21 protein-coding genes are annotated in these 25,582 nt (G+C 26.2%); 7 read left to right on the top strand and 14 right to left on the bottom strand.

The genetic code is table 11. The features are described 5' to 3' along the window. Nucleotides 1-23 precede the first annotated feature (23 nt). The 5 genes from BRSU_RS12210 to BRSU_RS12190 all read left to right on the top strand — a co-directional run bounded on the left by BRSU_RS12210 (nt 24) and on the right by BRSU_RS12190 (nt 7,226). Nucleotides 24-518: a hypothetical protein gene (locus BRSU_RS12210; RefSeq protein WP_048595825.1), complete on the top strand. Its 495-nt coding sequence runs from the start codon at nt 24-26 to the stop codon at nt 516-518. Beyond that, nucleotides 511-1,674: a bifunctional ornithine acetyltransferase/N-acetylglutamate synthase gene (argJ, locus tag BRSU_RS12205; RefSeq protein ID WP_048595823.1), complete on the top strand. Its 1,164-nt coding sequence runs from the start codon at nt 511-513 to the stop codon at nt 1,672-1,674. Before BRSU_RS12210 ends, argJ begins: the two co-directional genes overlap by 8 nt. 505 nt (nt 1,675-2,179) lie before the next feature. Next, nucleotides 2,180-3,481, top strand: a complete 1,302-nt coding sequence (locus tag BRSU_RS12200) for an MATE family efflux transporter (protein WP_048595820.1) — start codon at nt 2,180-2,182, stop codon at nt 3,479-3,481. Nucleotides 3,482-3,770: 289 nt separating this feature from the next. Continuing rightward, a complete protein-coding gene (locus tag BRSU_RS12195) occupies nt 3,771-5,702 on the top strand; it encodes a hypothetical protein (RefSeq protein WP_048595818.1) in 1,932 nt (643 codons plus the stop codon). Nucleotides 5,703-5,720: 18 nt separating this feature from the next. Then, on the top strand, nt 5,721-7,226 hold the full coding sequence (locus tag BRSU_RS12190; RefSeq protein WP_048595817.1) for an NAD(P)/FAD-dependent oxidoreductase: 1,506 nt from the start codon (nt 5,721-5,723) through the stop codon (nt 7,224-7,226). A 91-nt stretch (nt 7,227-7,317) separates the two neighbouring features. On the opposite strand, the gene BRSU_RS12185 is transcribed toward BRSU_RS12190, so the two are convergent. The 11 genes from BRSU_RS12185 to BRSU_RS12135 form a co-directional block, all read right to left on the bottom strand. Then, on the bottom strand, nt 7,318-8,493 hold the full coding sequence (locus tag BRSU_RS12185; protein WP_048595816.1) for an acetyl-CoA C-acetyltransferase: 1,176 nt from the start codon (nt 8,491-8,493) through the stop codon (nt 7,318-7,320). A 314-nt stretch (nt 8,494-8,807) separates the two neighbouring features. Continuing rightward, nucleotides 8,808-9,767, bottom strand: a complete 960-nt coding sequence (gene thiL / locus BRSU_RS12180; protein WP_048595814.1) for a thiamine-phosphate kinase — start codon at nt 9,765-9,767, stop codon at nt 8,808-8,810. Between the two features lie 371 nt (nt 9,768-10,138). Beyond that, nucleotides 10,139-10,714 carry an RnfABCDGE type electron transport complex subunit G gene (locus BRSU_RS12175; protein WP_014489256.1) on the bottom strand — a complete coding sequence of 192 codons (576 nt, stop codon included), beginning with the start codon at nt 10,712-10,714 and terminating at the stop codon, nt 10,139-10,141. Nucleotides 10,715-10,716: 2 nt separating this feature from the next. Next, entirely contained in the window at nt 10,717-11,817 is a 1,101-nt protein-coding gene (locus BRSU_RS12170) for an RnfABCDGE type electron transport complex subunit D (protein ID WP_048595812.1), read from the bottom strand. A 15-nt stretch (nt 11,818-11,832) separates the two neighbouring features. Then, nucleotides 11,833-13,140, bottom strand: a complete 1,308-nt coding sequence (gene rsxC, locus BRSU_RS12165; protein WP_048595810.1) for an electron transport complex subunit RsxC — start codon at nt 13,138-13,140, stop codon at nt 11,833-11,835. A gap of 57 nt (nt 13,141-13,197) precedes the next feature. Then, complete coding sequence (locus BRSU_RS12160; RefSeq protein WP_048595809.1) at nt 13,198-14,052, bottom strand: 3-oxoacyl-ACP synthase III family protein; 855 nt, start codon at nt 14,050-14,052, stop codon at nt 13,198-13,200. 12 nt (nt 14,053-14,064) lie between these two features. Further along, nucleotides 14,065-15,084 (bottom strand): phosphate acyltransferase PlsX, encoded by a 1,020-nt coding sequence (plsX, locus tag BRSU_RS12155; RefSeq protein WP_048595807.1) that lies wholly within the window; start codon nt 15,082-15,084, stop codon nt 14,065-14,067. Nucleotides 15,085-15,111: 27 nt separating this feature from the next. Continuing rightward, nucleotides 15,112-15,306, bottom strand: a complete 195-nt coding sequence (rpmF, locus tag BRSU_RS12150; RefSeq protein WP_008721874.1) for a 50S ribosomal protein L32 — start codon at nt 15,304-15,306, stop codon at nt 15,112-15,114. Nucleotides 15,307-15,438: 132 nt separating this feature from the next. Continuing rightward, nucleotides 15,439-16,389, bottom strand: a complete 951-nt coding sequence (locus tag BRSU_RS12145) for an ABC transporter substrate-binding protein (protein ID WP_245158102.1) — start codon at nt 16,387-16,389, stop codon at nt 15,439-15,441. A 32-nt stretch (nt 16,390-16,421) separates the two neighbouring features. Beyond that, nucleotides 16,422-17,072 carry a tRNA (guanosine(46)-N7)-methyltransferase TrmB gene (gene trmB / locus BRSU_RS12140; RefSeq protein WP_048595802.1) on the bottom strand — a complete coding sequence of 217 codons (651 nt, stop codon included), beginning with the start codon at nt 17,070-17,072 and terminating at the stop codon, nt 16,422-16,424. A gap of 516 nt (nt 17,073-17,588) precedes the next feature. Beyond that, complete coding sequence (locus tag BRSU_RS12135; protein ID WP_048595800.1) at nt 17,589-18,764, bottom strand: hypothetical protein; 1,176 nt, start codon at nt 18,762-18,764, stop codon at nt 17,589-17,591. A 115-nt stretch (nt 18,765-18,879) separates the two neighbouring features. Here BRSU_RS12135 and BRSU_RS12130 point away from each other — a divergent pair, with 115 nt between their 5' ends. Further along, the gene (locus BRSU_RS12130; RefSeq protein ID WP_048595799.1) at nt 18,880-19,902 is read left to right on the top strand and encodes a coiled-coil domain-containing protein; all 1,023 of its coding nucleotides are present in this window, start codon (nt 18,880-18,882) and stop codon (nt 19,900-19,902) included. A 13-nt stretch (nt 19,903-19,915) separates the two neighbouring features. Then, nucleotides 19,916-20,251: a cell division protein ZapA gene (locus BRSU_RS12125; protein ID WP_048595797.1), complete on the top strand. Its 336-nt coding sequence runs from the start codon at nt 19,916-19,918 to the stop codon at nt 20,249-20,251. An 80-nt stretch (nt 20,252-20,331) separates the two neighbouring features. Here BRSU_RS12125 and BRSU_RS12120 read toward each other — a convergent pair whose 3' ends face one another. The 3 genes from BRSU_RS12120 to BRSU_RS12110 all read right to left on the bottom strand — a co-directional run bounded on the left by BRSU_RS12120 (nt 20,332) and on the right by BRSU_RS12110 (nt 25,558). Next, a complete protein-coding gene (locus tag BRSU_RS12120) occupies nt 20,332-22,014 on the bottom strand; it encodes a restriction endonuclease (RefSeq protein WP_048595795.1) in 1,683 nt (560 codons plus the stop codon). A 17-nt stretch (nt 22,015-22,031) separates the two neighbouring features. Then, nucleotides 22,032-23,711, bottom strand: a complete 1,680-nt coding sequence (locus BRSU_RS12115) for a restriction endonuclease (RefSeq protein ID WP_048595794.1) — start codon at nt 23,709-23,711, stop codon at nt 22,032-22,034. 167 nt (nt 23,712-23,878) lie between these two features. After that, the gene (locus BRSU_RS12110) at nt 23,879-25,558 is read right to left on the bottom strand and encodes a restriction endonuclease (RefSeq protein ID WP_048595793.1); all 1,680 of its coding nucleotides are present in this window, start codon (nt 25,556-25,558) and stop codon (nt 23,879-23,881) included. Between the last annotated feature and the right edge of the window lie 24 nt (nt 25,559-25,582).

The raw sequence follows: 25,582 nt of genomic DNA, 5'->3' as shown, positions 1-25,582 counted from the left end.
GCTTTATATAAAAAGGTTTATGGATGTCAGAGAAGAAATTCAAAAAATTTAATAACAATAAAGAAAATAATAAAAAATTCTACAATAATAAGAAGAATAAAAATAACTTTTATAAGAAAAAATATAATAATCAATATAAATATCAAGAGAAAAGCATAGAGGAACATGAAAAAAATTATCTTAAAAAACGTATGAAAGAAGACGTTGAAAGACCTATATGTCCTATATGTAATGAGCCAATTTATATAGTAGAAGAAGCTATAAGGCATAATGCCAGCGGAGAATTAGCTCATTTTGAATGTATATTAAATGAAATCAAAGAGAATAACATTTCTGATATGGAAGAAGAAGATAAAATAGTTTATCTTGGTTCTGGAACTTTTGGAATTATACAAGAAAGACAAAATGGTAAGAATACTAGATTTTTTGTACGAAAAAGAATAAATTATGAGAATAGGAAAGTAAAAAGAATAGAGGATGATGCTGATCCGGAAGAGGAGGATTTATTTAATGTATGATATGCCTCTGGGATTTTCTTCTGCTGCAATGAAGTCAGGGCTTAAAAATAATGATTATGATTTAGCAATAATAAAAAGCGATCCTCCAAGCGTTGTATCTGCTGTATATACTCAAAATAATTTCCAGGCTGCTCCTATTATATTTTCTAAAAAAAACGATAAAAATGATATAGAGCTATTAATAGTTAATAGTAAAATAGCCAATGCTTTAACTGGTAAAAAAGGCTATGATGATGTTTTAGATGTTGTGAAATATGCTTCTGAAACTTTTGATATAAAGAAAGATAATATATTAATGGCTTCTACAGGAATTGTTGGTGTACCGCTTGAAACAGAAAAAATTAAAAAAGCTATTGGTATATCAAATAAATATTTCAATAATAGTTTTGATAATATTTCTAAAGCAATTCAGACCAGAGATAAATTTGATAAAATATATACTACACAATTAGAAGTATCTGCCGGAAAAATTGCTAATTTTTATGCTGTTGCCAAGGGAAGTTCTATTATACACCCTAATATGGCAACTGTGCTTCTTTTTATATTCACAGATCTTAATATAGAAAAAGAAGCTTTAGATAAAGCGTTCAGAGAATCAATAGATAAAACTTTAAATAGAATATCTGTAGACGGAGAAACTTCTACAAATGATATGGCTCTTATTATGGCAAATGGAGCTTTAAATAATAAAATCCTTACAGAAAAAAATAAAAAATTATTTAAAGATTTAAAATATACATTAGATGAAATATGTGCATATCTTGCCAAAATGATAATACTTGATGGTGAAGGTATAACAAAAACTATAATAGTTTCTGTAAAAAGAGCAAAAACACAAAATGATGCTTTTGAAATAGCAAAGAAAATAGCAACTTCTAATCTAGTAAAAATTTTATTTCTTTCTAAGGATCCTAATTTCGAAAAAATATTATCTGTTTTAGGTAATTGTAATATCAATATAAATAATGTATCTCTATTCGTAAATGACGTAGAGATTTATAAAAATGGAATTATAAATAAATATAATGTTGACACAGAAAGAAAGGAAAATTATATAAATATAGATTTAGGATATAATACAAAATACGAAGATTATTATTATTTCACTGATTTAACTCAGGAATATATATCTATACATTCTTCATATAATATATAGTATAGAATCTTTTTTAATTCCCCGCCCTCTATATTTAGAATAGTGATTTTCAAATATAAACTTTCAATTTTTTATTATCAAATTAGAGTTTACAAAACCCACCCTAGATTAGAATAAATTTATTATTTTCACACCGCACGGTGAGTAAAACTATGAATATTGATAAAATTATAATTTCAAATAATTTTATAATTAAAGCTTTCTAACCGTGCGTTAAAGAAGTTATAAATTTAATCAATATTTGGGTGGGAATGCTTTTATAAGTAAAATAAAAAGAAAAGTTAAATTATTGATTTTAAAAATAAGTAAAAAATATAAAAGGGCGGGGTATATGAGTAAAGCATTATATTTGACTTATAATATTTTTTGTATATAATTAGAAATATCAATATCTATGAAAATAATAAAATTTGTCGCCGGATAAATTTTTTTAAAACGTTTGTATTCATACCGTAGGCCTTAGAAAGTATGAACGCAAACGTTTTTTTATTATGGGGTATTTTTTATGAATGTGTTGAATATGTTTATCAAATATGTATCATTAAACGTACTTGGTATGATAGGATTATCATGCTATATACTCGCTGATACTTTCTTTGTGGCAAGAGGAATAGGGGCTGACGGACTTACCGCTTTAAATATAGCTATACCAATTTTTAATTTTGTTAATGGACTTGGTTTAATGCTCGGTATGGGATCTGCTACTAAATACGCAATATTAAAAACTCAAAGTAAAAATAATGAAGCTAATATTATATTTACTAACTCTTTAATTTATATATTAATAATATCTATTTTGTTTATAGTTGTAACTATTTTCTTTACATCATATATAGCCTATATTCTAGGTGCTAAAGATAATATACATAGTATGACAAATATTTATATTAAGATGATACTTTTATTTTCGCCTATGTTTATGCTTAATAATGTACTTTTGGGATTCGTTAGAAATGATAATCATCCAAGGCTTGCTATGATTGCTATGCTTATGGGAAGTTTATTTAATATAGTTTTTGATTATATATTTATATTTCCTTTGAATATGGGAATATTCGGAGCTGTGCTTGCAACAGTTTTCTCTCCAATAGTGAGTATACTAATATTATCAACATTATTCATAAAAAAGAAAAATACATTTTTTATTGTTAAGCCTAATATTAGTTTTAAGAAGTTTTTTGAAATATCTTCTCTTGGAATATCTTTTCTTATAACAGAATTATCATCAGGTTTTGTAATGGTAGTTTTTAATATAATAATATTAAATATTGCCGGTAATGTAGGAGTTGCAGCTTATGGTATAACCGCTAATATCGCATTAGTAATCATAGCAATATTTACAGGAATGGGGCAGGGTGTGCAGCCTATTATAAGTATGAATTATAATAACACAGAAAATATTAATAAAATATATAAATATGCTTTGATTTTATCATCTAGTATTTCTATTTTTATTTATATAATTACTTATGTGTTTGCAAATGAAATAACTTCGCTTTTCAATAGAGATAATATAGAAGAGCTTCAAACAATATCAGTTAATGGACTTCGCATATATTTCACTGCCTTTATATTTGTAGGCTATAATATTATAACTTGCGTATATTTTTCAGCTATGGATAAAGCTAAACCTTCATTTATAATATCAATATTAAGAGGCTTTATATTTATTATGCCATCAATATTTATTTTATCATCGCTTTTTAATATGACAGGAGTATGGCTTTCTTTTCCAACAGCCGAAATTTTAACAAGTATTTTTTCTTTTATATTTTTTATGGAAAATGTTAAAAAAATTAGATATTAATTTTATTTATATTGTTTTAGTTGCTTATTTATTTGTATTGTTGTATAATCCTTAACATAATTATATAAATGGAGTCTTTATATTCTCATAAATAATGTAAGAATTGTTTATGAGAATTTTTAGTATAACAATGAAAATATCATTAATAATACATTGTTGTAATGAAAAAAATATTATAAATTCAAAGCGTTATATAGAAAAAGAAATTATTATAGTAGATGATTTTTAAGGATAATACTAGGGTTTTAATTCATTAATCTATAATCATTATATTACGGAGTTTCTATTTATGATAAATAAAAAAATTAATATATTGATAATCGCTTTAATATTAATATTAATTATTACGACTTATATATTAGGTATTAAAAATAGATCAGCAGTATTAGAAGATTTAAAATTAGATAATTATATTACTTTAGAATTAAATAATATCAATATTGAAGATATAAAAAAGTTATTTACTATTAATGGTATTGTAGATAGTATAGCTTTAGTTGATTATATATTTACGAATGAAAATATTACAAACTATTATTATAGTTTTGCATTAAGATGTCATGATAAAGTTTTTAAAAATAATCATGTTTATAAATTAAATATAGAAACAAATAAAATATTAGAAAATAATAATTTTATTAAAGAAATAAATTTTGATAATAAAGAAAGTCTTTATGGAAATTTGATATCGGATAAAAAAATAGAAGAAAATAAAATTGATAATATTAATTATACACTAAAATTAAGATTATATTTTTTTATAGGTATTATTTTGTTAATATCTGTATTTTTTATAATGCAAAGAAATTATAAAAATCCTCCTATTTTTCTTGCAGAAAATAATAAGCAAAAAATATCTGTTCTCATTTTTAAATATTTGTTTTTTATTTTTTATATAGCATTTATAGTTAATGCTATATATCATCATGAACCTTGGAGAGATGAGGGGCAGGCTTGGCTTATAGCAAGAGATTTATCTTTTTTGGATATATTTTTACAAACAGGCCCTGAAGGACATCCTTTCTTTTTCTTTTTTGTCATTAAGCCTTTTACTTTTCTCCCATTTTATCCTACTTTGCATATAATAAATGCTTTATTTATAGTAATAGGTGTATATTTATTATTATTTAAAAATATTAAATATGGCTGGCTTACACAGTTTTTTATAATTTTTAATGTTATGGTTATGTATGAATATAGTGCAGTTGCTAGAAATTACGGACTTGCTTTCATGCTTTATATTTTAATTTTATATATCTATGAATATAGGTATATAAAAACTACTAGATATGTTATTTTAGTAGGGCTTCTTATGAATACTACTGTAGTTGGTACTTCAATAGCTTTTGTAGAATCATTTTTCTTTATATATAAAATATTTTCTAAAAAAAATAATCTTTTCTTAAAGAAAAAGATGAAAGATATAATAATATTATATTTCTTTTTATCTTTAATATTATATCAAATATTAATAATGATGTATAATAGATCTAGTATGTTTTCTTTTATAAAAAATATAGAACATTTCTATTATTTATCATTGTTTGTGGTTATTCTTTCAGCTTGTTTCTTTGCTTTACTTATATATCTAAAAATGCATAATAAATTTTTACTTCCAAAAATAGGATCTAAAAAAGAATTTATATTGAAATTATTTTTAACATTAGTGTTTATATTTTCTATAAATGCATTTTATAAATTATCAGATAGACATGTATTTTTGTTTATTATTTACATAATGTTTTTAATAAATTTCTATAGTAAAAATCAATCTCCATCATTTAGATTAAATTTGAATATATTATTTGTTTGCATTATCTGTTATTTATATTATTTTGATATTAACAGATATGTTTATGATATAAAAAATGATTTTTCTGGAAGTAAAAATGCCGCACAATATATAAAAGATAATCATTATGATGATAAAGAAAAGTATATAATAATAGTTAATAGTTCGTCTCATCTGGCTTCTTCTATATCGCCATATTTTAAAGATAAAATAATATATGACACAGGGCTTGAAAGATATGCAACTTTCTCTGACTGGATAGTAAAAAGAAAACAAAATAAATATAATAATACAAATTTTATAACTAATATGAATAATAAAACTATTATATCTTTAGATTATGAAAATAATGGATTAAAATATAGAGAAATTACTAATTTTTATGGAAAAACAGAGAGTATAACATTATATATTGTAAGTAATAAATAAAATTATAAGGATTGATTTATGAGTATCAATAAAATTATTATTATAGGAGCAGGACCTGCAGGTCTTACAGCTGCTTATGGGTTATTAAAAAATAATAAAAATATTAAAGTTGAGATATATGAAGAAACAAATGTTATTGGAGGTATATCCCAAACTGTTAATAATAATGGAAATAGAATGGATATAGGAGGACATAGATTTTTTTCTAAAAGCGATAAAGTCATGAATTTTTGGCTTAATATTATGCCTGAAGAATCTAAAGATTTAAATCCTGAAAATACTGATAGAGTTATGCTTGTAAGAAATAGACTTTCAAGGATATTTTTCTTAAAGAAATTATTTAATTATCCTGTTACTTTAAGCAAGGATTTAATATTTAATTTAGGACTAATAAGATGCAGCAAAATAGGATTTAGCTACATTAATTCTTCTATTTTTCCATATAAAAAAGTAGACTCTCTCGAAAAATTTTATATTAATAGATTTGGAAGAGAATTATATAATTTATTTTTTAGAGATTATACAGAAAAAGTATGGGGTGTAAAACCTTCACAATTAAGCCCTGATTGGGGAGCACAAAGAGTTAAAGGGCTTTCTGTTTGGAAAACTATAATTAATGCTTTAAAACCAAAAAAGAAAAGTAATGATATAAAACAAAAAGGTGTAGAAACTAGTTTAATAGAGAAGTTTTTATATCCTAAATATGGTCCAGGACAATTATGGGAAACAGTGGCAAAAGAAATAGAAAATATGGGCGGCAAAATACATTTTAATAAAAAAATAGATAAAATAAGAATAGAAAATAATAAAGTTATTTCCATCACTTCTAATGATAATGAAACTATAGATAATATAGATTATCTTATTTCAACAATGCCTGTAAAAGATTTAATACATTCTATATCATCAATGAGTGCAGTTCCTGAAGATGTAATAGATATAGCATCTAAACTTCAGTATAGAGATTTCATCACTGTTGGATTATTATTAAAAGATATATCCTTACATAATAAAGATGGAGTTGTAAAAGATAATTGGATTTATATACAAGAGCCTTATGTAAAAGTTGCTAGACTTCAGCTATTTAATAATTGGAGCCCTTATATGGTTTCTGATAGAAATCTTTATTATGTTGGTATGGAGTATATGTGTTTTGAAAATGATGAATTATGGTCTATGAGTGATGATGAGTTTATCAAATTTGCTATATGTGAAATGAAATCATTGAAATTAATAAAAGATGAAGATATAGTTTCTTCAAATATTGTAAGAATAAAAAAGGCCTATCCATCCTATACAGGAGTTTACAATGAATTTTCTAAGATAAGAGAATATACTGAAAAAATAGATAATTTATTTTTAATAGGCAGAAATGGTATGCATAGATATAATAATATGGACCATTCTATGCTTACTGCCATGGAAGCTGTTAATTGTATAATTAACAATAGTATGGATAAAAGTAATATTTGGGATATTAATACAGAAGAAGAATATCATGAAATAAAAACAGATGATAAATAATATATATAATTTGTGATAAAAGTTTAATTTATTAAATAAAAATAGGGTTAAAACTTAATTGTTTTAACCCTTATAATTTATTAATTATAAATTACATTTCTACAACTAAAGAAGTACCCATACCGCCGCCTATACAAAGTGTAGCAAGTCCTTTTTTAGAACCGCGTTTTTTCATCTCGTATAGAAGTGTAGTAAGTATTCTAGCTCCGGAAGCTCCTATAGGGTGTCCTATAGCAATAGCTCCTCCATTAACATTAACTTTATCCATATCGAATTTTAATTCACGAGCAACAGCAATAGACTGTGCAGCGAAAGCCTCATTACTTTCTATTAAATCCATGTCTTCAACTGTAAGATTAGCCATTTTTAAAGCTTTTCTGCTAGCTTCTATAGGACCTATACCCATTATTCTAGGTTCAACACCATGAGTAGCATAACCTAAAACTTTAGCCATAGGTTTAATTCCAAGCTCATCGGCTTTTTCTTTAGACATAACAACCACAGCTGAAGCAGCATCGTTGATGCCTGAAGCATTACCAGCAGTAACAGTACCGTCTTTCTTAAATGCAGGCTTTAATCTAGCTAAAGTCTCCATAGTAGTACCGAATGTAGGATGTTCATCTGTATCTATTACTACTTCTCCTTTTTTTGTTTTAATTGTAACAGGTACTATTTCATCTTTAAATCTTCCACTTTTTACTGCAGCCTCAGCTCTGTTCTGACTTCTGCATGCAAACTCATCTTGCTCTTGTCTAGTAATTCCCCATTTTTCAGCAATATTCTCAGCAGTAACCCCCATATGATAATGCTCAAAAGCACAAATAAGAGCATCATTAAGTAAAGTATCCTGCATCTTAGTCTCAGCCATTCTAGCCCCCATTCTCATAGCTGAAGAAGTATAAGGAGCCATACTCATGTTTTCAGTACCGCCAGCAACTACTATATCAGCATCTCCAGCTCTAATCATTTGTGCAGCCATTGATACTGCTCTTAATCCTGAACCGCATAATATATTGATAGTTAATGCAGGCTTATCTACAGGTATTCCTGCATTAATGGAAATTTGCCTTGCTACATTTGGAAGAAGTGCTGATTGTATAACACAGCCAAAATAAGTTTCATCAACTTGTTCAGGTTTGATATTTGCTCTTTTTAAAGCCTCTTTTACTGCTATTGTACCTAATTCTACGGCAGATACATTGGAAAATGATCCCAAAAATTTGCCTACAGGTGTTCTAACAGCACTTGCTATTACTATTTCTCTCATATTTTCTCCTTAAAAATTTATTTTTATGATTATAAGATTATTTTCTGAAATGTGACCTATTATACTATAGTATAGTAATTTAAAATTGCTTTTACAAGTTTATTTACAATTTTTTTATTATTGATATGAGAAACACACGATAAATACATTTTTATATATTATTTAAATTAAAATTATTCATAAGTTTATATTTTTAATTATACTAAAGTTGCGGTTAGAATACTATAAATTTAAAAAACTCTTGAGTGTGGTTTAAAAAATCTGTTTTGGCTATAAAGAATTATAAATGAAAAGGGCGGGCATATATAAATAAATCAACAATGCACAAATCCTAATGAATCAAAATGTATTTCTTTATTATTTATATCTATGAATCTTATAAATGTATTTGAATATTCTTTAACTTTACCTATTTTTATTAAATTATTTTCTTCTGGTATATTATCTGAAGTTGTAAAAATAACAGCATAATCTTCTCCACCTGTAAGAATAGATTTGAATATTTCTTTATTGTTGTTTTTATTATCCTTATCAAAAAATCTATTAACTAGATCCCAATTAGAGGATTCATATATTTCTATAGTTTTATTTGATTTTTCAGCAATATGTGAAGCATCCTGTAAAAGTCCATCGCTTATATCTATAGATGAATTTATTCTGTATTTATTAATTATCTCCTTCCATTTATCATAAAAAAGTTTAGGTCTTAAATGAGTTTTAACACTATCATCATTATAATCATAATTTCCAGATAAAAGTTTTTTAAGTCCTAAATCACTTTCCCCAACAAATCCAAGCACATAAACATTATCATTGATTTTAGCATTGCTTCTTAATATTGATTTATTTTTTTCTATAGTGCCAATCAATGTTACAGAAATAAAAAAGAAGTCATTTGATGAAGTGGTATCTCCTCCTGATATTTCAATATTGTACGGCTTACAGGCATCTAAAAAACCTCTATACCATTCCAATATATTTTCATCATTAATTTTTTTTGGTATTGAAAGAGATATGAATGCATTTTTGGGATTTGCTCCTTTGCATATTATATCACTAATATTTGCTTGAGCAGATTTATATCCTACATCATAAAAAGAATAATAATTTAAAGAGAAATGTATATTCTCTACCAATATATCAGTTGTTACTAAAACATCTTTATCTGTGCTTATGTTTTTTATAACGGCACAGTCATCGCCTATATTTAAATTATCTGTATTATTAGATTTTGTTAATTCTTCTATTTTACCTATAAGTTTGAATTCCTGCATATTCATTACTTCCATAATATTTTTTATGATTATAACATATAGAATAAAACTTTTAAATAATTAAAAATTTTATTTTCATTCCCGCCCTTTAGGCTTTTTATTTAGTATAGACATTTTTGTACTATTTTTCTTTTTAATTTTATTATGTTATTTTTGCTGCCCACCCAAGATTTTTTTAAAATTTGAAGCGTTATTAACCGCACGCAGAATAAAATTTTGAGTACGAGTGAATTTTTAATTATAATTAAATTAATAAATAAAAATCTGCTTACCGTGCGTTAAATTGATTACTTCATAAATAAAAATAAAAAAGGCTTATAAAATGATTAACATTTATAAGCCTTTTATTATATTCTAATTATTTAATTAATTTATTGATTTTTGAATAAATTAACAGCCTCATCTTTAGCACTATTAACAGCATTAACAACAGAAGTAGAAGATATTGTAGCACCGCTTATAGCAGCAATTTGGGCATCACCTGCTTCTTCAGGTTTAATTCCTTTTACAACAGATAAAGAAACGATTGTGCTTTGACCTTTGAATTGATCTCTGAAAGCAGGCTCAGTAATTTTAGCACCAAGACCAGGAGTTTCAGCTTGTTCAGTAACTACAATAGCAGTTATCTTTTCAACATTGGCATCTAAACCAACAAGCACTTTATTTTCACCATTGTATCCGCCTGCAGAAGAAAGCATAGCATAACCAACTACAGTACCATCAGCTTTTTTACCTATGTAGTAAGGATAAGTAGAATTTTCAGTTAAAGGTCCTTCCAATTCATCAGCACCCTCAATAACAGTTTTAACACCATTAAGTACTGTTTTTTCATTGTTAGCTAAAATATCTTTTTCAAAAGAAGAATATACAAATGAAAGTAAAAAACCAGCCAACAATGCAGTAATAGTAACCGAAATAACGGCAGTATAACCAACCTCTTTTTTCATAATTATTTACCTCCTTCTTTCTGAGCATTAGCTTTATTAATAGCAAGAAGCTCTTTTTTACCAACAGGCATAGGACGAGTAAGCATAGCAATTAAAGGCATAAACATATTACCTATAAGTATTGAATACATCATATATTCTGGAGAAGAACCGAAAGCTCTTAATATAGCAAGTACAGCCCCTATTAAAAGAGCATAAATCCAAGCCCCTAAATGACTTGAAGGGCAAGTAACCATATCAGTAGCCATAAAGAAAGCACCTAAACCGAAACCGCCTGCTAATACTTGATATATAGGAGAAGGGAATTTTCCAGGCATTCCTAAACAAAGTAAAAGACTAACAAACATTAAAGATAAACACATACCCAAAGGTATTCTCCAATCTATAGTCTTAGTAACAAGCAAGTATATACCGCCTATTAAAAGAAGTAAGAATGAAGTTTCACCTATAGCACCTGAAGTACTTCCTAATAACATTTGAAGATAATAATGTGATTCAAAGCCTATTTGTTCAGCTAATGAAGTACTTATATTAGCATTGTAAGTAAATTTCATAAAAGTTAAAGGAGTAGACTGAGTCAAAGCATTCATCATATCTATAGACTGAGTACCGCCTGTAACAGTATTAACCAAATTATGAAGTCCTGGAGCGAATAAATCCAAGAAAGGCACTCTTGCAGGAGCAGCATATATAGTCATTTGAGCAGGGAAAGCTACTTGTAAGAAAGCTCTTCCCACTAAAGCAGGGTTGAATATGTTAGAACCCAAACCTCCGAAAACTTCCTTAGCAAATACTATAGCAACAGCACTTCCTATTACAACCATAGTTATAGTTGAAGAAGGAGGAAGAGTCATAACTAAAAGTATAGCAGTAACAATAACCGCATAATCAGGTAATAAAGGTTTTTTTCTTACCTTTTTAACAATTACAGTTGCAAGTATACAAGTAATAATAGCAGTCAAATATAAAACTATAACTTTAGCTCCAAAAAGCACTATACTATATATAACAGCAGGTAAAAGAGCTATAATAACTCTTAACATTATCTTATTGGTAGTATCTCCGTCTTTTATATGCGGAGATGATTCTGTGTAAAATTTCATCATTATCTCCTTAAACTATCTTCTTAATAAATCTTTACCAAATCTAATCCACTGAACCAAAGGAATTTTTGAAGGACATATATAAGTACAGCAGCCGCATTCAAAACAAGTTGCTATATCTAAATCATTCAATTTATCTTTGATTTTAGCTTTTGCAGTATGAGCAAGCTCAGTAGGAGATAAGTGAAGCGGACAAGCATTACCGCATCTTCCGCATTTAATACAAGGATATTCTACTTCTTTAGGTAATTTATCTTTATCTAAGAATAGAAGTGAGTTAGTACCTTTATTAACACATTGTTCAAGATTAGGTATAGCAGCACCCATCATAGGACCACCTGAAAGTATAAGTACATTTTCAGCAGTTATTCCGCCGCATTCTTCAACAACATGAGAAATAGGAGTACCTAAAGGAAGCCATACATTTTTATGTTCTTTTATGGCATCTCCTGATATTGTAACAAGTCTTTCTATAAGAGGCTTATTTTTAGCAACAGCTTCATATATAGCATATAAAGTAGCTATGTTAACAACTATAACACCTACATCCATAGGAAGTTTGCTTACAGGTACTATTCTTCCTGTAGTAGCTTCTATAAGCATTTTTTCAGCACCTTGAGGATAGCGAAGTCTTAAAGGCATAACTTCAACATTATGTTCTTTACCTATTTTAGCCATTTCCTCTATTGCTTTAGGCTTATTATTTTCTATACCGATAATAGTTCTTTTTACAGAAGGAATTATCTTTCTTAAGATCTCAATACCTTTAAAAAGATCCTGAGTATATTCGATCATAAGTCTGTAGTCACTAGTGATATAAGGTTCGCATTCAACACCATTAATGATTAGAGTGTCTGCATTTCCTTTAGCAGCACCATCAACTTTAACATGTGTAGGGAATGTAGCACCACCCATACCAACTATACCAGCTTGCTGTATTCTTTTAGACATTTCTTCTACTGGCATAGACATATAATCAGAACTCTCAAAATAAGCCAAATTGTCAGCATTGCTATCAACATTGATAAGCAAAGCATTAGCACCTCTACCTAAAGGAGGGGAAGCAATTTCCACAGATGCTGCAGTACCTGTAACAGAAGAATGAACATTTCCTGATACATAACCGCCTGCCTCTCCAATAAGTTCGCCTCTTTCGATTTTATCCCCTTTATTTTTTAACATTTTAGCCGGAGCACCAATATGCTGAGACATAGATATTAGGACGGTTTTAGGGGACTTGGATAAAACTGATGAAGAAATATCAGCTGTATCCTTGCTGTCATGCGGATGAACTCCGCCAAAACGAAATCTACCTAAGTTCATATTATCAATCCTTCACTCAATTAAAAATAAAACAATATTTTTTAATTTTTAATAATATTAATTTATAGAAATAACAGCTACAGATTTGGTATAACCACTTCCATAACTGCATATAGCTACCTTACTGTTTTTCTTTATAGAACCATCTTCTAAAGCCATAGATAATGCCACTCCAGATGAAGCACTCAAAGATGAATGAGCATTTTCCATTTTTGAGTATACGATATCTTTGCTGACAGATAAAGCATCAACAAAGGCATTGTATGCATTAGGGCTTGAATAAGAAGGTATATATAAATCAGGATTTATATTATTAGAAGATAAAATATCTTTTACATAAATTCCTGCTTTTTTTGCTTCTTCTTCAAAAATACTGCTGTCTTTTATAGAAATAAAATGTTCTTTATTGAGTACGCCTTCTTTAGTATAAGGTTTAGCTGTTCCGCCCATAGGAATATAACAATTTTCTAATGCATTTCCGTCTGTTACTGAATCTATGAAATCTATTTGAATATCTGATTTTTCATTTGTTACTAAAGCAGCAGCACTTGCATCATCAAATCGATTTTCATCATCACATATATAAAATGATTCTGTTGCAACTACTAAAATGTTTTTATATCTTCCGCTTTTCACAAAGGCATAAGCTAATCTTAATGCTGACAAGAAACCTGTGAAATCACTTTCTATATCAAAACAAAAAGCATTAGAAGCTTTTATTTTTCCTGCTAATATACAAGCAGTGGAAGGATAGACATAATCTTTGGTAACTGTAGCACATAGAATAGCATCTATATTATTGGGATCTATATCTTTGATTACTTCATTTATTGATAGTAAGGCTAAATCTGAGGCTGCCATATTAGTTTTATTATTTTTATAAGTGCCTTTACAAGATTTAATATATACCATTACAAAATTCCTTTAAAAAATTCTTCTTTTAGCTCCTGAGTCATAAAGTTCTTTAGCTATTTTTTCATTTATTTTGGCGTCTAAAAATCTGTACATATTTAATACAGCATTTTTCATACCAACACCGCTTGTTTTGCCATGTCCTACAAAAGCTCCGCCATTTAACCCTAATAATATAGCAGAACCATAAGAATCGGAACTCATTTTTGATTTTAAATTATTGAATACAGGTTTCATCATAAGTCCACCCATAACACTAACAGGATTCTTTTTTACTTCTTCTTTCAAGAGATTAACAACAAAAGAAGCTGTTCCTTCTATAGTTTTTAATACTATATTTCCATCGAATCCATCAGCTACAACAACATCAACAGAATCAGATTTTAACATATCATTAGGCTCTATATTGCCAATGAAATTAATTTTTTTCATTTTTTGAAGACGTTCAAATGACTTTTTAGTATTAGCGTTACCTTTAGAATCTTCTTCACCTATATTCAAAAGACCTACTCTAGGATTTTCTATTTTTAAATATCTTTTAGCAAATACTCTGCCCATAACGGCAAATTGAACTATATAATCTGTAGTACAGTCTACATTTGCTCCCATATCTAACATACAGAACTCGCCGTTTATTTTTGGAAGTGTGGATATAAGAGGCGGACGCATAACACCTTTTAAACGTCCTATCTCTGTAAGAGCTGCTGCTAAAGTAGCTCCTGTGTTTCCCGGCGAGAAGAAACCATCTGCTTCATTCTCTCTAACCAAACGTGCAGCCAATAAAACTGAAGCATTCTTCTTATGTTTTATACCATTAGCAGGGCTTTCATTCATATCTATTATTTCATCTGTATGTCTGATATCTATACGATTATGATCATATTTAGTTTTAGATATGGCTTTTGATATGTTTTTTTCATTGCCTACTAAAATTAAATTTATATCTTTATTTTCTTGTAGGGCACTAACAGCACCTGAAACTAATTCTTCGAGAGGTTTCTCTCCGCTGGCTACATCTATGGCTAAGTTCATAATAACTTCCTAAAATTATTTTATTTTTTATCCTGCATTTTGAGTTTTTGGAGCTTTTATTACTCTATCTTTATAAAAACCGCATTCAGGACAGATTCTATGAGGCATTCTTTCTGCTCCGCATTGAGGACAGATTGATAATGAACCTAAAAATCTTTTATCATTAGCTGCTTGTCTTGATCTTTTTTTAGCTTTCGATTTTCTATGCTTTGGTACTGCCATTTTTTTCTCCTTATAATTTATTAAAGATAATTATTAAAATTAGGATAATTATCGCTATTATACGATGCAAAGTTTAAACTATCATACTATGAAGAATGAAATTTGTCAAGCAGAATTAACATAATATATAATCTATTTTTTTATTAGCTGACCATCTTTGATTAATAATGAACTTTTATTCAGTATTTCTTCTGTAAATTTTATATTATATGTTTTGGCAATGTCTTCATTAATAAGAATTTTATATGAATCTGACAATTTTACAAAATTAAGTCCTTCTGTTTTGCCATTATTGTTTATTACATCATTAAGTAGTAATGCCAATTGCCTGCCCATATAATAATAATTAAAATCTAAAGAAAATAATATTGCAGTATTTACAGCATCTGATATGTCTGTATTTATTAATGGTATAGAATATTTATCGCATAAATGTGCTATAGAGTATATATTATTATTTATATAATCTTCATTTGCTAAAATTAAATAATCTATATCTTTTGATTTTGATGTATTTTCTATTTCAAAAGTATTCAAATCTTCATCTATTATTAAAGGATAATATGTTATGTTTTCATTACTGCAATACCTCATTATATACTTTGAAATATTAGCTGACATTTCTGAATTTTTTGTATATAAATAGGCTATACTATCAACATTCTTATCGGAAATCATTTTTATATATTTGGTAATGTCTAAATTTATATAAACACCTGTTATATTGTTATTTTGTATCCTATTTCTAACTATATTGCTTAAAGATAAATCGTCAAAGCATCCAGCAAATACTATAGTTTGAGGAACTATTATATTCATAGAAAGCAAAGTGGCATTTTCTCCTATAATGATAGCTATACTGGAATTATCATCACGTACATTATTGGCTGTTCTTATAATTGATAAATCATCATTATCTAATGTATAAAAATTAATCTGAACATCCATTTTATCTGAATTCATTTGATCTAATAGACCTTTTTCTATAGATTCATATCTTCTTGTATTTTTTTCTTTTATTATACTTACAATTGTTGTATTATTTGAATTCTCTTTATTGCGGCAGGAAATGGCAAAAATCATTAACAGTAACAATATAATTTTTAATTGATTAATCATCTTATATTTTTAGAATGGGCAAAAAAGTATATATTATGTCCAATTGCCCTCATTTTTTCCTCATAAAGTGTAACTCCATATCCTTCCAATTTATGAACATAATCTTCATCTAGAATATTTTTAAAATTATTGGCTTCCTTATATATAGGGTTCATTATTTCCAAGGCGTAGCTGTCATCATCAGTAACAGAATAGAATATGCCATCATCTTTAAGTAAAGGATACATTTTATTTAAAAAATCATTATTGAATATTCTTCTGTGTGCATGTTTTTTCTTTGGCCAAGGGTCAGGAAAGTTTAAATATATTTTATCAAAATGATATTTTTCATTTAAATATTTGGATATCACATTATTAGCTTCGCCAAATATAATAGTGAGATTTTTTATATCTCTTTTATATGCTTTTGATACGGCTTTTTTGGCTGCCTTATATGAATACTCAATTCCTATAAAGTATTTATCTTTATTATTCATAGCAAGTTCTACTATAAACTTACCATTTCCGCATCCTATTTCTAATTCTCTTGTTTCATAATCTGACAATCTATTTTGTAGTTCATTTGTTATTATAGAACTATCTTCAGTATTAAAATCATCTAATAGATATTTGCTTAATATTTCTTCATCAAGATTTAAATTTCTCAATTATTATTCCCCATTAATTATTTCCTAATATTTTATGAATGATATATTACTTAATTTTTATGTCAATACAGCATAAATATTTTTTAACGCACGGTAAGATAAATTTCAAATATAATAAAAATGCATTGATTATAAATTGTATATTTTTAGTTGATATCATTCGTGCGGTTTATACACTATAAATTTAAAAAATTCTTGGGGGGTGTTATAATAACAGTACATACAAAAAGAAAAATTTCATAAAAATGACAGAATAAAATAATAAATCTAGAGGGTGGGCAAATGAAAATAATTTTTTAAACTTTAATTACATACCCCGCCCTTTATTCTTTATAGCTTATTTAAAAAATTTAATTTAAATTATCTTTATTACTTAATTGGAAATGTTAACACCTGCCCAAGTATTATTTAATTTTAAAATTACATTAATGACGATTAACTCGCTTTTATTATTATGACAGATTTGTATTGATAATTGACTTAATAATAAAATTTTATTTACCGTGCGATTATTAATTAAAATACAGCCTTCATAGCAATATAATATCTTCCGTCTGTTGAACCTTGGAATCCGAAATAAATAGGATCAAATTTAACATAAGCCGAATATTCTAAACAGAATACATCTTTTTTAGGATCAAATCTGTATCTATGATCATCGTTATCTTCATATTCGATAGGTATATAGAATAAAGGACGTATAGCAATATTAATCATTTTCCATTCTAGACCAAGTTCAAGCCTTACATAATGAGCATCATTATCTCTCCAAGTATATTCACCAAGCAAATTAAGCCATAAAGTTTTATCAAGAAATGGAATTCTTCCCATACCAGATAACTGTACTAAATGATGAGTATAATATTCTTTTCCATTATAAATATTATTATCATTATTATATCTGCTTTTAAAATTGTCTGGAGAAAGAGAAGTTTTATTATTATATTGATAAAGGAATTGTGCTCTGAAATAATCCCCATTAATTTTGAAAACAGCTGCTAAAGGATTAGAATCTTTTGAAAAACCTTGGGAATAAGACAATTCATAATAAGAACCTATAAATCCTGCTCTAAATCCCATTTCATTATTAACTCTAGGTAAGTACCAATGTGGAGCAAAACTAGCAGATTCGCTGTCTATAACAGAAGGTAAAAGCATAAATGTAGAACCATTAATATCATTAACAGCTTTCATTCTAAAAGATAATAATATTCTAGTTAAAGTAACTGTCTCTATACCAGCATCATATAATCCGATACTTCCTGTGGCATAATCTTTATTGAACACATCAAATTTAGAACTCATAGTTACAAAAGGAGTAGCTGAGAATATCCAATCAAAGTGAAAGCTTTTTCCAAGAGATAGATACATATTAGGCATACTAAAATGACCATCTGTTAAATTAACACCTATTAAAGTATTCATGTGAACTTCTATAGTAGAAAGTTCGTATAAAATTCTTGAAGGAAATGAATTTTTTACTCTATTTTCTCTTTTATGACTTTCATGTATATAATCAAAAGGCATATAACTTTCTGTTGGTCTTTCATATTCTATACCTATAAATGGCCAAGCATCTATAGCCCCTTTTAATACCTTTTGATCTTTATCTGTATATGGCGATTGTCCATATATTATTGGACAGGCTATTAGTACCAAATTCAGCACAATTAATTTTAATATGTTCTTCATAAAAACCTGTTTTTATATTATGTTTTATAAATTATATTGTATCATAAAATAAAAAATTGACAATTGAATTTATATGTGATATAATTTTTAATATACGTTTTTTTTGGGGGGAAATTTGAAAGAATTTACAATTTTAGAAGAAAAATTGAAAGATTTTTTAGATGAATACCAATTAATTTCATTCGATAATAAAGAATTACATCAGGTTATAGAACAGCTTAAATCAGAAAAAGAAGAATTAATAAATACTTTGAAAAATGTCAAAGATAGTTTTAATCTTTTGAAAGAAGAAAAAACTATACTTGAAGCTGATAAAAGAAATGTTACTGATAATTATAATTCTATAAAAGAAGATAAAGATAACTTAATAAAACAATTAGAAGCTACTAGAATAGAAAGAGATACTCTTAAATCTAATTTGGAAAATACAGAAAAAGATTCTATGACTTTAATAGAAGAAAATGATAATCTTAAAAAAGAATTAGAAAAAGCAATAAGAGCTATAGATTCTCTAAGTAAAGAAAATAATGAGCTTAAAGAAAAATTAAGTATTCTTATAGAAAGAATAGACAGCGTAAGAAAGTCTAGTTTTGAGTCTAAAAAATCTCATCATTCTGCTATCATTCATAATACAGAAAATACTGTTCATAATGATGCTATTGATAATGCAGCTGAAGAAAATAATAATAAAGAATTAAAAGAATCTCATAAAGAAATTAAAGAAGAAGTAAAAAGCGCTGAAGATGAGTTTGAAAGCAATTTAGAAGAAATTGATGAAGATCCTTTCAGTAATGATAACTCATCGTCTGAAGAATATGAAGAGTATAAATCTGAAAATAATGTTAATAAAAGCGATGAAGTAAAAGAAATAAAAGAAGTGAAAGAAATTACAAATGTAAAAGTTACTGAAGACGAAGATCCTTTCAGTAATGCTTCTGATGCTAGTTGGGATAATGATATAAAAGACGAGCAGATAGTAAATAAAACTAATGAAGCTGTAGAAGAAAACATTATTGAAGAAACTGATGAAAAAAATAAAAAAGAAGACAATTATGAATTCGATATAAATGAAGATGATCAGTATATGTTCGGCGATGATGATGAGGAAGAGTTTTTCTTTGATAATGAATCGAAATAACAGGTAAATAAATATGGATAACGTTACTATTGTAGAAGTTACTATATACGGCAGAATGCTAAGCATAAAATCTCAAGAAGGTAATGCTGAATACTTGAAAGAGGTTGCCGAATTTGTTAATGAAAGTATGAATGATATAGCAGAGCATTATGGCCCTAATTATCCAAGAGATACTATAGCTATACTAGCATGTCTTAATATAGCAGATCTTTTGAAGAGAGAAATGGCAAATAATAAAGCTGGAAAAGATACATTATTAGCATTAAAAGAAAGTATAGCTTCAAGATCCAATGAACTTATAAGACTGATAGATGAGACTAAAGAATCTAATAATAAAGAAAGCGAATAAGTTAAATTGATATCGAGAAATAAAGAGCTGATAACATAAAGTTGTCAGCTCTTTTTATTATACTAATCTAAATATAATCATTATATTCTGCTGTCTCTAAGCATATAATTAAATTGGTTTCTAGTATAAACTTTAATTTTATCATTATGAGTAGCATAACTTCTTGCACTATTTGTAAGCTCAAGAGGCAAAACTAATATTCCATTTTTTGCTCCTGCCTCATTAATAAGCAGCATAAAATCTCTTATTACAAGTTCTCCTACTTCAGTATTTCTCCAGCGTTTGAAAGATATTAATGTTAAATTTTTTTTACTCTTATTTACAGCAAATGCTAAATAATTAACCTCATCACCATAATCATAATCTATTAATTTTTCATTATATTCCTGTACTGCTGAATATAGAAGTTTTTTCTGTATTATATCCTGACATATGCTTTTAAAAGATGATAAACTTATATCAAAAATTTTATCCACTTTCTTACTGCTTACATTTTCTATAGTAGCATTATTTTCATTGATATTGCATTCTAATAATACTTTTTCAATATCTACATTTCTTTCTATTTCTATCAAATTTAATATTGTATCTAAGCTATTAAATGAATCTTCCCATAATCTAACAGAGTTTTCCCAAGATTCTATATACTGAGAATTAACATATTTTTCATAATTCTCTTTTACATATTTATCTTTGTTATTAAGCTGCATATCTCCTCTCAATTTTTTTAATTGAACTTCAGCTTTAGCAATTTCAGATAAATAAGTAAATATACTATCTAAATCATATATATCAAATTCAGGATCATTAAATAATCTTATATGCTCAAAATAACTCATAGCACTGTTAATATCTTTTATGAAATAATTATAAAAAGCAAAATCCAAAATTATAATACTTTCTTCTTTTTTTATTTCATTTACTTTATATTGCCTTGAATATTGATTATATAAATTTATGAATGCTTCATTATCATCTGATTTATATAATATATACAAATATATTCTGTTTATAAAGAAATGGTATTTATGATCATTTTTAATCGCTCTTGATGATAATATTGATTCTGTAAAAGTTCTAGCACTATTAATCTCATCAGTAATGATATATAGTGATATTAATATCTTTTCCACCAATATAAGCTCATCATAATCGTCTTCTATATTACTTATATTTCTGCTTAATCTTTTATGAAGCTCTTCAAGCATAGAAATAACTTTTCTATACTCTTTATTCATAAAATAAGATATAGCTGATATTTTAAGTTCATATATTTCAAAATCATTTTTATTATTTAAGACTCTATTAAAATATTCAGCAGCTAATTTATAAGCTCCTTCTCTTCCAAGTTCTGTAGCTGCTTTTATAGAGTAATATGTATTATTAATATCTATTTGAGCTATTTTTAAAGTGTATTTTAAACTTTCTTCTTTATTTTCTAATTTGTTGTAAAGTTCTTCAAGTTTTTTATATATATTTAATTCTTCACCTTCAAAATATTTAATATTTAGTAATTTTTCATATTTCTCTAAAGCCTTTTCAGTCATATTATACTGTTCTTCTATTACAGCTAATTCATATATAGAATTATAATCTTTAGGATTTATCTCTATCTTTTTTTCAAGTTCTTCTATTTTCCTTTTTATGTTTTTTGGTTTATATGTACTGCTGCTTCCTGTTATAGTTTTGAAAAAGAGAATAATTCCAAATAGTATTATTATAGATATTGGAACAATAACTATGTAAGTATAAGAGTCAAGCATAATTTTTTCCTATTAATTTAATTTATAAAATTACTTTTCAAAAATGAATTAAATTGGCTTCTTGCATAAACAGTAATCTTCTCATTATGTTTAGCATAGCTTTTAGCACTATTAGATAATCTTACTGGAAGAATCAATATTCCATTTTTTGCTCCTGATTCATTTACCATAAGTAAAAAATCTCTAATTATAAGTTCTCCTACTTCGGTATTTTTCCATCTTTTTATAGAAATCAATGTTAAGTCTTTTCGGCTTTTACCAGTGGGATAAGCCAAATAGTTAACATCATCTCCATATTCATAATTAATTATATTGTCTGAATATTCCTGTAATATAGAATATGACAATTTATTTTGAATTATATTTTGACAAAGTTTTTTAAAGTTACTCATACTTAATGAATATATAGAATCTATATTAGTATTACGGTTATGCTTACTATCATCTTTAAGTTGCTTTTCCATATTATATTCATTCAGTATTTTATCAACATCAATTGTATTTTCTACTTCAACTAGAGAATTAATATAGTCAAAATTATAGAAATTTCCTTCCCATAACTTTAATACTTTTTCCCATATTTCTATTAATTCATTATCTATATATTTATCATATCTTTCATTTATATATTTTTCATCATTTAATTTCATAGTATTTCTTAATTTAGTTAATTGTACAAATGCTTTATTAACTTCATTAAGATACTGCAATATTTGTTCTAAATAATAAATACTATATTCTAATTTATGAAAAGAATTCAATTTTGTAAAGAATATTATTGAAGCATCTATATCTTTTAAAAAATATGAATAAAAAGCAAAATCAAGTATAAGGCTTGCATATTTATAATTAGCATCTTCTAAATTATATAGACTTTTTATATTATTATACATTTCTCTAAATCTGTTATTATCAGAAAGTTTATATAGTGTATACATATACATTTTGTTTATATATAATCTATGATCATCGCTTATACTTTTATTTGATAATATTTGCTCTAAAAATACTATTACTCTATTAAGCTCATCTGCTGATATATACATAGAGATCATCAATATTTCAAGATTATAGATTTCTAATGCATCTATTTCTTTATTATTTGATATTTTTTTATACAATTCTTCCAAAAATATTATAGACTTTTTATAATCTTTAATCATAAAAAAAGATAATGCGGCTACTTTTGCTTCTTCTATATCTATATTTTCTTTTGATACTATTACTTTGTTGAAATGTTCACAAGCAAGTTTGTATTTGCCTTCTTTTCCTAATATAGTACCCAATTTGAGAGCATAGTAAATATTATTAGGTTCAGCTTTTGCAATTAAAAGAGAATACTTAAAGCTTTTTTCTTTATCTCCTAATTGATAATATGCCGGCTCTAATTTTTTATATATTTCTACTTCACTAATATCATTATCCGTAAAATATCGATAATTTAGCAACTTTTCATATTTACTTAATGCCCTATTTAAGTCGCCATATTTCTCTTCTAACATAGCTAATTGATAAATAGAATCCAAATCATTTTCATTTTCTGATATATTTTTTTGTAATTCCTCCATCATTTTTCTTACATTTTTTTTAGGTGAATTTGTGGTTTTTGAGAACATGTTTTTTATCATTATAATTGTAGCTATTAATATTATAATGAATATAGCAGCTATTATGATATATAATGTACTATCGCTCATATATTTATCCAGTTTTATATTATTATCTTATTATACACAAAAACTAAAAAAGTTTAAATATATTCTGTTTATGAAAAACTATATTTAGTATTATTTTTAATTTTTCTTTATATAATATAAATAACTATATAAATATAAGAGTTGTAAATATAATTTTCTATATTAGTTTAATTTATGAAATTAGTTTTCAAAAATGAATTGAATTGGCTTCTTGTATAAACTGTAATTTTATCATTATGTTTTGCATAGCTTTTAGCACTATTTGATAATCTTACAGGCAGAATCAATATACCATTTTTTGCCCCTGATTCATTTACCATAAGTAGAAAATCTCTGATTATAAGTTCTCCTACCTCAGTATTTTTCCATCTTTTTACAGAAATTAATGTTAAGTCCTTTCTGCTCTTTGTTACATGATATGCTAAATAATTAACTTCATCTCCATAATTATAATTTATTACATTATCAGTATATTCTTGCAGTATAGAATATGATAATTTATTTTGAATCAAATTCTTACACAATTTTTTAAAATTAGTTAAATTTAAAGAATATATTTTATCTATTTCATTTAAATTAATATTTTTGGTACTATCATTTTCCCTAGATGCATTTAATTCAGATAATATTTTATCTATATCTATTTTATTTTCTGGATTCGGAGCATTTGAAGTTATATAATCAAATTTAATAAATGTACCCTGCCATAGACTTAACACTAATTCCCATATATCTATTAATTCAGAATCTATATATTTTTCATAATTTTCATTCTTATATTTTTCATTATTAAATTTCCCATCACCTCTTAATTTTATTAATTGGATAGATGCTTTATTAACTTCATTAAGATAGTCTAATATTTGATCTAGATAATAAACGCTATATTCAAGCATATGAAAAGAATTTAATTTTTTAAAATAATTTATAGAAGTATTTATATCTTTTAAGAAATAGGCGTAAAATGCAAAGTCAAATATTAATGGTGCATATTCTTTCTTTGCTTCATCTAATTTATAATAACTTCTTAATTCATTATATTTAGAAATGAACTTATCATTATCAGAAAGTTTGTATAGTATATACATGTATATTCTATTAACGTATAGTTTATGATCCTCACTTATATTCTTATTAGATAGTATTTGCTCTAAAAATGTAATTGCTATATTAAGTTCATCTGCTGATATATAAAGAGATGCAAGTAATATTTCAAGATTATAAATTTCTAATATATCCATTTCTTTATCATTTAATATTTTTTTATATAATTCCTCTAAAAATATTATAGATTTTTTATAGTCTTTAATCATAAAAAATGATAAAGCTGCTGTTCTAGCTTCCTCTATACTTAAATTTTCTTTTGATACTATCACTTTATTAAAATATTCGGCAGCTAATTTATATTTACCTTCCTGTCCTAAAACATTACCTATTTTTATAGCATAGTCAATATTATTAGGCTCTAATTTAGATATCATCATTGCATATTTAAAACTATTCTCTCTATCTTCAAGCTGATTGTATCCTGCCTCCATCTTTTTATATATTTCTATTTCATTTATATTATTGTCTTTAAAATATCTTTTACTTAATAGTAATTCAAATTTAGGCAATGCCCCTGTTAATTCCTGATATTCTTCTTCTATAAGTGCTAACTCATATAAAGAATCTAAATCTTTAGGATTTAATGAAACAATTTTTCTTAGTTCATGCATTTTTTTCTTTGTATTTTTTGAAGGTTTATGAACTTTTTTATTAAATATATTTCTTATCAATATAATTGTAGATATTAATATAATAATAAATATTATTGCTGTTATAGTGTATAATGTAGTATCATTCATATTATTTATCCGGTTTTTATACTA

It is taken from the genome of Brachyspira suanatina, assembly GCF_001049755.1.
Taxonomy (GTDB): Bacteria; Spirochaetota; Brachyspiria; order Brachyspirales; family Brachyspiraceae; genus Brachyspira; species Brachyspira suanatina.
The sequence above is the reverse complement of the archived record's forward strand: the minus strand, read 5'-3'. Positions and strand labels throughout refer to the sequence as shown.